This is a genomic window from Arthrobacter sp. NPDC093128, from assembly GCF_040683875.1.
In the GTDB taxonomy this organism is placed as follows: Bacteria; Actinomycetota; Actinomycetes; order Actinomycetales; family Micrococcaceae; genus Arthrobacter.
Window position 1 is genome coordinate 151,100 of the sequence record NZ_JBFBEY010000014.1, and the last position, 9,609, is coordinate 160,708.

12 protein-coding genes are annotated in these 9,609 nt (G+C 64.0%); 4 read left to right on the plus strand and 8 right to left on the minus strand.

Annotated features, from left to right (window positions below; translation table 11 throughout):
* Positions 1-14 precede the first annotated feature (14 nt).
* Positions 15-1,361 carry a sugar ABC transporter substrate-binding protein gene (locus AB0N24_RS17540; protein ID WP_364126899.1) on the minus strand — a complete coding sequence of 449 codons (1,347 nt, stop codon included), beginning with the start codon at positions 1,359-1,361 and terminating at the stop codon, positions 15-17.
* Between the two features lie 275 nt (positions 1,362-1,636).
* Between AB0N24_RS17540 and AB0N24_RS17545 the strand changes: the two genes are divergently transcribed.
* The gene (locus AB0N24_RS17545) at positions 1,637-2,560 is read left to right on the plus strand and encodes an AraC family transcriptional regulator (RefSeq protein WP_364126902.1); all 924 of its coding nucleotides are present in this window, start codon (positions 1,637-1,639) and stop codon (positions 2,558-2,560) included.
* Positions 2,561-2,745: 185 nt separating this feature from the next.
* On the opposite strand, the gene AB0N24_RS17550 is transcribed toward AB0N24_RS17545, so the two are convergent.
* Complete coding sequence (locus AB0N24_RS17550; RefSeq protein ID WP_364126904.1) at positions 2,746-4,002, minus strand: RNA polymerase sigma factor; 1,257 nt, start codon at positions 4,000-4,002, stop codon at positions 2,746-2,748.
* A gap of 22 nt (positions 4,003-4,024) precedes the next feature.
* Positions 4,025-4,444 carry a YciI family protein gene (locus AB0N24_RS17555; RefSeq protein ID WP_056626880.1) on the minus strand — a complete coding sequence of 140 codons (420 nt, stop codon included), beginning with the start codon at positions 4,442-4,444 and terminating at the stop codon, positions 4,025-4,027.
* A 200-nt stretch (positions 4,445-4,644) separates the two neighbouring features.
* On the opposite strand from AB0N24_RS17555, the gene AB0N24_RS17560 reads away from it, so the two are divergent.
* From AB0N24_RS17560 to AB0N24_RS17570, 3 genes are read left to right on the plus strand one after another with little or no spacing between them, the layout of a single operon-like run.
* The gene (locus AB0N24_RS17560) at positions 4,645-5,001 is read left to right on the plus strand and encodes a PEP-utilizing enzyme (protein ID WP_364126906.1); all 357 of its coding nucleotides are present in this window, start codon (positions 4,645-4,647) and stop codon (positions 4,999-5,001) included.
* Positions 5,001-5,603, plus strand: coding sequence for a hypothetical protein (locus tag AB0N24_RS17565; protein ID WP_364126909.1), 603 nt, complete (start codon positions 5,001-5,003; stop codon positions 5,601-5,603). Before AB0N24_RS17560 ends, AB0N24_RS17565 begins: the two co-directional genes overlap by 1 nt.
* 60 nt (positions 5,604-5,663) lie before the next feature.
* Positions 5,664-6,455, plus strand: coding sequence for a hypothetical protein (locus AB0N24_RS17570; RefSeq protein ID WP_364126910.1), 792 nt, complete (start codon positions 5,664-5,666; stop codon positions 6,453-6,455).
* Between the two features lie 41 nt (positions 6,456-6,496).
* Here AB0N24_RS17570 and AB0N24_RS17575 read toward each other — a convergent pair whose 3' ends face one another.
* The 5 genes from AB0N24_RS17575 to AB0N24_RS17595 all read right to left on the minus strand — a co-directional run bounded on the left by AB0N24_RS17575 (position 6,497) and on the right by AB0N24_RS17595 (position 9,487).
* Positions 6,497-6,712, minus strand: a complete 216-nt coding sequence (locus tag AB0N24_RS17575; RefSeq protein ID WP_104174334.1) for a transcriptional regulator — start codon at positions 6,710-6,712, stop codon at positions 6,497-6,499.
* Between the two features lie 112 nt (positions 6,713-6,824).
* Positions 6,825-7,511, minus strand: a complete 687-nt coding sequence (locus AB0N24_RS17580) for a hypothetical protein (RefSeq protein ID WP_364126914.1) — start codon at positions 7,509-7,511, stop codon at positions 6,825-6,827.
* A gap of 262 nt (positions 7,512-7,773) precedes the next feature.
* Positions 7,774-8,499, minus strand: a complete 726-nt coding sequence (locus AB0N24_RS17585) for a class I SAM-dependent methyltransferase (protein ID WP_364126916.1) — start codon at positions 8,497-8,499, stop codon at positions 7,774-7,776.
* A gap of 60 nt (positions 8,500-8,559) precedes the next feature.
* The gene (locus tag AB0N24_RS17590; protein WP_364126919.1) at positions 8,560-9,315 is read right to left on the minus strand and encodes a lytic transglycosylase domain-containing protein; all 756 of its coding nucleotides are present in this window, start codon (positions 9,313-9,315) and stop codon (positions 8,560-8,562) included.
* A gap of 49 nt (positions 9,316-9,364) precedes the next feature.
* Entirely contained in the window at positions 9,365-9,487 is a 123-nt protein-coding gene (locus AB0N24_RS17595) for a hypothetical protein (RefSeq protein WP_364126922.1), read from the minus strand.
* Between the last annotated feature and the right edge of the window lie 122 nt (positions 9,488-9,609).

Genomic DNA, 9,609 nt, shown 5'->3' on the forward strand with positions numbered 1-9,609 from the left:
CGATTCGGTCATTGCTACTTGTACTTACTGCCAATTTTTTGAGCGGCTTCCTGGCCCTTGGCCAGTGCATCGGCCACGGTGCCCTGCCCTGCGATGGCAGAGCTGACACCCTGGGAGACGTTGGTGCCCAGGGCAGCGAACTCGGGAATGCCGACAAACTGGATGCCGACCGCCGGGCGTTCCTGGGCGCCGGGGTTCTTCGGATCGGCGTTCTCTATAGCGAAGCGTTCGGCCTCAAAGAACGGAGCCGCCTTCTGGAATTCGGCATTCTCGTATGAGGAGATGCGTTTGCCGGAGGGAACCTTCGCCCAGCCGAGCTTGGAGGCGACCAGTCCCTCGTATTCGCTCGAACTGGCCCAGGCAATGAACTTCCCGGCCGCGTCCTGCTTCTTGGAAGCAGCCTGAACAGCCCAGGACCACGTCCACAACCAGCCGGACGACTTCGTTTCCTTGACCGGGGCCTGGGCGTAGCCGATCTTCCCCTTCACGGGTGAGGCGTCCGCCTCCAGGGCGCCCGCGGCCGATGTGGCGTCGTACCACATAGCCGTTTTGCTTTGGCTCATATTGTTCAGGCATTCGGTGAAGCCTGCCTGCGCGGCGCCAGCTTCACCGTGCTCGCGGACCAGTTTGGTGTAGAACTCGACTGCTGCGGTGAATTCCGGGCTGCTGACCTGGGCGTTCCAGTCCTTGTCGAACCAGGTGCCGCCGAAGGTATTCACCACGGTGGTCAGCGGCGCGAAGACCTGGCCCCAGCCGGGCTGGCCGCGCAGGCAGATCCCCTTCATTCCCGGGACTGCGCCATCGACTTGCGCTGCTATGTCCGCGACCTCGTCCCAGGTGGGTTTCTCCGGCATGGTCAGACCCCTGGCCTCCAGGATGTCCTTCCGGTACATCAGGAACGAGGACTCGCCGTAGAACGGTTCGCCGTAGAGTTTGCCGTCCGTACCGGTGAGCGAGGCCGTGTAGGCCGGCAGGATGTCGTCCTGGTCAAATCCGGGGGCCTGGGCCACATTGTCCAGCGGCGCGAGCCAGCCGTTGGCGGAATAGAACGGGATCTCGTAGTTGGACAGCGACGCCACATCGTACTGGCCTGCCTGGCTGGAGAACTCCTGGCTGATCTTGGCGCGGACATCGTTCTCCGGCAGCATCGTGTAGTTGACCTTGATGCCGGTTTCCTTGGTGAAGTTATCCGCGGTGAGCCGCTGCAGGTCCTCCATCTGGGGGTTGTTCACCATCAGGACGTTGATGCTGTTCGGGTCTCCGGCGGAATTGCCTCCGCCAGCACCGGCGCAGGCCGAGGCACTCAGCGCGACGCACAGGGCGCCGGCGGCCAGGGTCGCAGCACGCATTTTTGGGCGCATTAAGGACTCCTTTGTTCTTCAGGGGTGCACGGTCACAGGATTTCGACTGCTGCGTCGAAGTGCCGGACCGGGGTGTGGCAAGTGACCGGGAATTCCCGGTGTTGCTCGTTGATGTTCTTCAAGATTAGGCGGGAGGCATAGGTCACAACTAGCGCCGTGGTTGCCAATTTCTGATACTTATTTTCCGCAGCCGTTCCCTGCAGCAGGCGCTATTCTGGGGTAAGCGCCTGAGACGCTGTCCAGATTTCATAAACCCCAATCCGGAGAGAACCACCATGACTGCCGCGGACCCCATCGGCGGAGCAACCGCCAGACTGGCCGAAAGACTCCTGGGGATGCGCGCGAACCGGGAAGTCATCCCCCCTGACCCCAACCACTCAGTCCGGTGGAACCAACACGACTACCCCAGTCCGGTGGCACGGTGGAACTATCATCCCGAGTACGAGATCCACCTCATCCGGAAGGGCGCCGGGAAGTTCATCGTCGGCGACCACATCGGCACTTTTGAGGCCGGCCACGTGTCCATCGTTGGATCGGGCCTCCCCCACGACTGGGTCAGCGACCTGAAACCCGGCGAAGTACTGAAGAACCGGGACGCCGTCATCCAGTTCGACGGCCAATGGGTCGAGCAGACCGCAGCCCTTGTCCCCGAGATGGCCGAGGTTAAGCCCCTGCTGGAACAGTCGGCACGCGGTATCGAATTCCTGGGCCGTTCAGCCCGGACGGCCGCTGCATCCATCGAGGCGATGGGAGCCACCACAGGGCTGGAGCGGCTCCAACACCTGTTTGAGCTCTTTGGAATCCTGGCCAGGGCGCCGCAGGAAGAACGGCGCTTCCTAGCCGAGGAATGGTTCAGGCCGCAGTTGGACGGCCAGGCCGCCGCCGTGGTCGACATCATCCTGGAGTACGTGTTCAGCAACCACGCAGGAAATATCAAGATGTCCGAGGCGGCGGCCCTGGTGGGAATGGCGGAACCCACCTTCTCGAAGTACTTCAAGCGGGCCACCGGCCAGAACTTCAGCGATCTGGTCCGCAAACTCCGCCTGGCCCACGCCCGGCGTTTACTCGAGAGCAGCGACAAAGCCATTTCCGACATCTGCTACGAAGTCGGCTTCTCGAACCTGTCCAATTTCAACCGGCACTTCCTCAACGACACCGGCGAAACTCCCCGAAACTACCGCAAGCGGGCTCAGAACTGACCTTCCGGGAAGCGCTCCGATGTCGCACTGTCCGGAAGCCGGGCACGTGCGGGCCACCTGGATCATTGGTATTGCTCCGGGGAGCCATGCGCCCAACACGGCCAGCGCACTGACCCAGGTTGTTGCCTGCCGTTTCAGGCCCGCACGGACGGGATGACAGGTTTGTCCGCCTCCCTACGAAGACCCTACGCCGGCTTCTGAAGCCCGTCGATCTTGCGTTCCAGTGCTGCCCGTTCGGCCGCATTCGTGCAAAGGCCGGCTGCCTCCTGCAGCGCCGATGTCGCCTCATCACGCCGGCCGAGCCTGCTCAGCATCTCGCCCCTCACGGCCGGCAACAGGTGCGAGCCGTGGAGTTCGCCGCTGGACGCGATCGCGTCAACCAGTTCCAGTCCCGCTGCCGGACCCGAGGCCATGGCCACCGCCACCGCGCGGTTCAGTTCGACAATTGGCGACGGCGACAACCGGCCCAGCGCCTCGTAGAGGATGACGATCCGCTGCCAGTCCGTTTCCGCAACCGACCGTGCCACCGCATGGCATTCGGCGATGGAAGCCTGCAGCCCGTAGGCTCCCAGCCCGCGGCCGGCCGCTGCGGCCGTCGAAAGCGCCGCGCGGCCGCGCCGAATCGCGGACTGGTCCCACCGCCGTCGGTCCTGGTCCTCCAGGAGGACAGGCCGTCCGGCCGAATCCAGCCTTGCCGGGAAACGCGCCGCAGTGAATTCCATCAGGGCCAGCAGGCCAAAAACCTCAGGTTCGGGGACCAGCCGCACCAGCACACGGGCAAGGCGGCGTGCTTCGCTGGCCAGGTCCGTTCGCATCCAGGAGTCGCCGCCGGACGCGAAGGAGCCTTCCGTGAAGATCAGGTAGACCACCTGGAGGACGGAGCCGAGCCTTTCCGGTCTCTCGTGCGGTTCAGGGACGGCGAAGGGAACGTGGGCGGCGGCCAGTGTCTTCTTGGCACGGGTGATGCGTGCCTGGATGGTGGGCACGGGAACCAGAAACGCCTTGCCGATCTCGTCGGTGCCCATGCCGCCCACAACGCGCAGCGTCAGCGCGATCCGGGCTTCCTTGGACAGCACCGGATGGCAGGAGGTGAACATCAGGGCCAGCACGTCGTCGTCGATCGCGGCGGGATCGAACAGGGAATCTGCGCCCGGCGCCTCCTCGGCGAGGTCCGTGGCCAGGAGCGCGTACTTTTCGTCCCGGGCGGCGCGGCGCCGGAACGTATCGATCGCACGACGCCGGCCGGTGGTCAGCAGCCAACCCACCGGTTCGGCGGGGACGCCGTTCACCGACCAGGAGACCAGGGCCTCGGCTAGCGCTTCCTGTGCGAGGTCCTCGGCCAGCGGGAAATCTCCCGTATAGCGGGCAAGGGCGCCGACGATGCGTGCGGACTCAATGCGCCACACCGCTTCGACGGCGGCCCTTGCCTCGTTGCTGCTCACTGGCGGATCTGAGCCGGCCGGTTCAGAGCTGGCCGGTCTGCTCGCGCCAGGCGCGTTCCTTCTGGATCCATTCGTTGTCCTGCGGGAATTCGTCGATCGAAGGTACCCGGCGGATTTCCGTCTTGGTTCCGGCCGTCATGGGTGCGCGTTTGGCCCACTCGATGGCTTCCTGCTTCGAGGCGACATCCAGGATGTAGTAGCCGCCGAACAGCTCCTTGGTTTCGCCGTAGGGCCCGTCGGTGACTACCGGGGTTTCGCCGGTGAAGTCCACTACGACGCCCTCTTTCGGATCGTCGAGGCCTTCGGCTGCCAGGAGGACTCCTGCTCGGATAAGTTCATCATTGAACTTACCCATGGTCTCGAGCATTTCGTTGAAGTCGGCCTTCTCGAGGTTGGCGTACGACTCGTCGGTTCCGCGCATGATCAACATGTACTTTGCCATTTCAATCTCCTAGGTTTTGGAAGGTCGCCCTTCGACCTTCTCACCCATAGGTCGAACAGCGCGAGGGCCGATCGACACCGGCCTGGAAAATCTTTTGCCTTACAGCAGCATTGCCGGACGTCGAGGCTGGGTAGACTGCGGTGCGGGAGCGGCCGGCTGATGTGGAAGTTACATCCGGCGCCCGAACGGGAAAGGAACGAATGGACATCTCAAACGACGTCGTCACTGGAACGGGGGTGAGCCCGGGTACTGCATGCGGCACTGCACGGACTGTCCACAACATCGACGAGTTCTCCGCTGTGAAGCCCGGCGACGTCGTCGTCTGCCGCACCACTGATCCGGCCTGGACACCCCTCTTCGCGGTGGCGTGCGCAATCGTCACGGAAACAGGGGGAATGCTTTCGCATGCGGCCATCGTTGCCCGCGAGTACGGCATCCCGGCCGTTCTGGGCGTAACCGACGCCCTGACCCGCATCACAACCGGGACAACCCTCGTGGTGGACGGAACTGACGGAACCGTCCGCGAGAAACCTGTGACTACCGGAACAACTTCGTGATGAGCCCGCAGCAGCGATCCACGCTGCTCACGCTCCACGCAGTGAGGCTGCTCGGATTCGCCGGCACCGAACCGATTGCCGAGCGGTTCGGACAGGATCCGCCCGACGTCGAACGTTGCCTTATCGATGCAGGTACCAACGGGTGGGCACTGCGCTCCGCCTTCGGGGGAACCCGGGGGTGGTCCCTGACTCTCGCGGGCAGGGCGGAAAACGAACGGCTGCTGGCAGCAGAGCTGAACACGGCCGCCGGTCGTACAGCCGTCTCCGCCGTGCACTCGGACTTTGCGTCCTTGAACACTGTTGTTGTAACGGCCTGCAGCAAGATCCAAATGCAGCGGCTCACCGACGAGCCTCGGCCGGAGGAGATTGACGAGCAGACGCGCCAAACCTTGGCTCAGGCCCTGACGTCCCTGCGCGGCTTGGAAGCCCGCCTAACCGCGGTGCTGCCGCGGTTCCGCGGCTACGCCAACCGCCTCGAGCTGGCCCTCACAAATGCTGCGACAGAGCCTGCCTGGCTCACCGCCACAGACCGGGACTCCTTCCACCGCATCTGGTTCGAGCTCCACGAAGACCTCATCGCTACCCTTGGCATCCAAAGATGAGCAATCTGTAGGACGGGTCCTGCAGATCGGCCGGGGACGTTCACCTCCTATAGTGATCACGTGCGCCCCTCGATCGAAACCCAAACTGAGTTCCGCGCCGCCGGGACAGCATTAGAGCTTGAGGGCGGCCAAGGAACGGCCTGGCGAGTCGGCGATGTGACGCTGAAGCCCCTCGATGTGCTTCCCGAGGAACTGCTTTGGTTGGACGAAGTCGCGCGTGAATACAGCGTTGACGGCGATCTGCGCCTGAGCCTCCCGATCAGGAGCACATCGGGGAAATTGATCGTTGACGGCTGGACAGCGTTCCCGTATCTGGCCGGCGAACATCAGCCGGGCAGATGGTTGGAACTCGCGCAGCTTGCCCGTGAGTTCGCCACAATTTTCGCCGAGGCAAAGCGGCCGGCCTTTATCGACATGCGAAATCACGCCTGGGCCAGGGCTGACCGCTTCGCCTGGGGCGAAGAAGCCGGTCCGCCGGTCGCCGCTCCCCACGTGGCGGACGTGGTGAGCGCCCGGCGGCAGGTCTTCGATCCCCCGGGCATCATCCACGGCGACCTGACCGGAAACGTCTTATTCGATTGCGTTCTTCCACCCGCTGTGATCGATCTGACCGTCTATTGGCGGCCACCGGAGTACGCGGTGGCTGTGATCGCTGTTGACGCCGTCTGCTTCGAGGGTGCGCCGCTCTCTTTGTTCGAAAAGATCAGCCCAGCGCGATGCTTCCCGCAGTATCTCGTCAGGGCATTGCTGTTTCGTCTCGTGACCGACTGTTCCAATGGCCGTCCAGTGACTGACTACGGTGCCTATGACAGGGCCGTAGCCCGCGTGCTTGAACTCGTCAACGGCGCGTGAGCCACGCGGAGCAGAGAGTTGAATCCGGCTGAACGAAAACGTTACTGCTTTCCGTACTTGCGGTGGACAGCCTGCTTGCTGACCCCCAGGCACAACGCGATCGCCTCCCAGGACAGGCCTGCCTGCCGGGCCTTGCGGACCAGGGACGCTTCCGTGCGTCCGACTTCCTTCTGCAGTTCCGCCACGGCGTATAAGGCTTCAGCGGGACCTTTCCCGTCCATCGATGCCACCAGCGTTTTCATCCGCTCCACCTCCATGCGTCAACATTAGTTGACGCCGCCGGGGCCGTCAACATTAGTTGACGCCGCCGCAGCAAGACCATGGCATCCTCGGGGACGTTGGCGCTTCTGTCGGCCTGTGCATGCTGAGCTACGTCGCTCTGGTCAACCTCTTGTGAGCCCTGCTGCCACTCGCCGTGCCGGCCAGGAATTCCAGATCCTCCAGAGCCAACGACATCCGCGCGGTCGTGGCGCGCAGCGACTCCGCTGTCTCGGTCTGGTGTTCCTCCAACTCGCGGATGGCACTGGCCGGCATCGCGGCCGTTGCCGGAAGCGGCTGCGGTGCGGGGTGTGTGAGGTACTCGGCGAGCGACGCGAGGGCAGCCATCACTTTCACTTCCGCTTCACCCGCCGCGGCCCGGCCGGTCAACAGGGCCTTTCTGGCTTTCAGTATCCGCTGAATCAACTCTGACGTGCGTTGAAGGTTTTCGCCCTCAACGTCTCCCAGATACACAAGCCTGTTCCCATACTCAGCCCCCACCTCTTGAGCCCTCACGAGCCAGCGACGATACCGGCGGCCCCGGATCCTGGCCGTCACCATCCCCGCCAACGCGAACGCCGGCATCAGCCCAAACAGGTATACGTAGAACGCCCACTCAGGCAAGGTGTCCAGCCATCCCGGTGAAAACTGTGCAGGCAGGAAATGGACAACGATCAGCAGGGCCGCCATAGCGGCCGCCGTCCTCGTTCCCCAGTTCCATCCATTTTCATCGGTTACCTGCTTGGTCGCCCCGGCTGCTTCGGCGGCGGTGAGGCCGGCGTTAAGCATCGGGGCCACGGACGTTTCCCTGGCTGGCGCACCCGGGTTCAGCGCGGCGTAGACGATGACGGGAGGCAAGGCCTCCGATGAATCCCTAGATGCCATTTGAGCCCTTACGAAGCGTGGTGCACGGACCGCCAGGGCACACTTCCACGGCCCCAAACGTGAACTGATGGCCCGAGTCTAGTCACAGTGCCGGCCATTTGGCCCGCAACCATGGTCTCAATTCCCGTGTCACGGCGCGCGGACGTTGACGTCGTCAACGTATACAACGGAAGCGTCAAGCATTCGCCTCTGCAACGAGCCGGGTGGCCCGCACAACCACGTCCTGCAGGGAAAAGGGCCGCCCACCGGGACCGAGGAGCTCACGGCTGTGCTCCCCTGCACTATCTATGCTCCAGACACCCGGGTCCAGGCACCCGGTGATGTCCGCGAGCGTGACGGTCGCCTCGGCGGGAGGGTGGTGTCCGTGCCCCGTGGAGGCGGGGTCGTGCAGGTGCCCGATGATCAACAGCGCTCCCCCTGGGGCCACCCATTCCGAGATGCGTTCGTAGAAGGCCAGTTGCGGCATCGCCGGGTGCGCGTAGTGGGTGGTCACGAGGTCGAACCGGCCTTCCGGTTCCCAGGAGGTGAGGTCCGCCTCGACCCAGGTCACCCTGTCGGACACGGACTCCCTTCTGGCGCGCTCGGTTGCCTGGGCGAGAGCCGTGGCGGAAATGTCGGCACCGGTGACCTGCCAGCCCTGCGAGGCCAGCCATGTTGCTTCAGCCCCTGTCCCGCATCCGGCATCCAGCGCTGTGCCCGGTGCGAGTCCGCTAGTTTCGCGGGTCAGATGGGGGTTGGGGGCGATCACTTTCGGATCCGCCGGCGCTTCGTCGCGGGCCTGTTTCCAATGCCGTTCCCAGTAGTCCTTGTCGAACACCTCTGCTGTCCCGGCCACGTCGAGCTCCTTCCGTTCTGAAATGTACGCTTCACAGTCGATGGTGCCCAACGGGCCGGCGGACATGCAAGCAGTGTTGCTGAATGGCGCCATGGTCAACGACATCCACCACACAGACCGGCGGAGTTAGCCGGTGGGGGCCGATTGTGCGTCGTACACGTTGGCCTGGTCGCGTACTTGGCGCACGTAGGAATCGGACTGGTTGTAGGAGAGGACGGCGTCCGTCCACCCTCGGTCGGTGGTGAGGTCCCGGCCGCCGGCGCACAGGTATGCGGCCGCGCTGAGTGCGGCGTCGTCGATGTTCAGCGGATCTGCCTCCCCGTCCCCGTTCCCGTCGCGCCCTGCCTGCTGCCAGGTCGAGGGAATGAACTGCATTGGTCCGACCGCGTGGTCCCAGACGGCGTCGCCGTCAAATGCACCGGAGTCGGTGTCAGCGATGGCCGCGAAACTGTCGCCATTGAGGCTGGGTCCGATAATTGTCCGGTTCGACTGCCCGGCGGGAGTCAGGCTTCCGCCTCCGTGACTACCGTGGGCGGACTCGAAGAAGCCGATGGCTGCCACAGTATTCCAGCCTATCCGGCACGTCGGCGCGTCGGCGTTGGCCCGTTCGGCTGCTGCCGCGTAGGCCTGGAGCGCCCTGGCAGGTATCCCGGTCTGCGCCGCGGACTGCTCCAGCCACTGGGCGTCGACCGGGCCCTCAGCGATGTCCACGGCAGGGGTGCTGATACTGGACAGCATCGGGAGCTTGGCACCTGATTGCGGCGGCGGGGACTGGCCCCAAGGCGCTGCCGCGCCGGACGGATGGATCAGCCAGAAGAGGAGCCCGGTGACGACGGCGATGGTGAAAACGCAGAATACTGCGAGGCGTTTCAGGCGGAGCATGACATGGCCTCGTTTCTGGTCTGCGTGTCTCACCTCAATGCAATTTACATCACGATGCCGTTCCAGGTTGCGGCAGGCACGTGATGGTGAGGTTGGTGGTCAACGGCACTGCGGCCCGGATGTTTTCGACGTTGCCCTCGGAAGGGATGATCTCAAGTCGCGTAGGGAACATGTTTGATCCTCTTCGGTGTCAGACGCCGGAGTGCGCTGCGATCAGGGAGCTGGCTTCCTGGCGGGTGGTGCCTGAGCTTTCGATGTGTGCGAGTTCTGCGGGGATTTCCCAGCCCTTTTTGC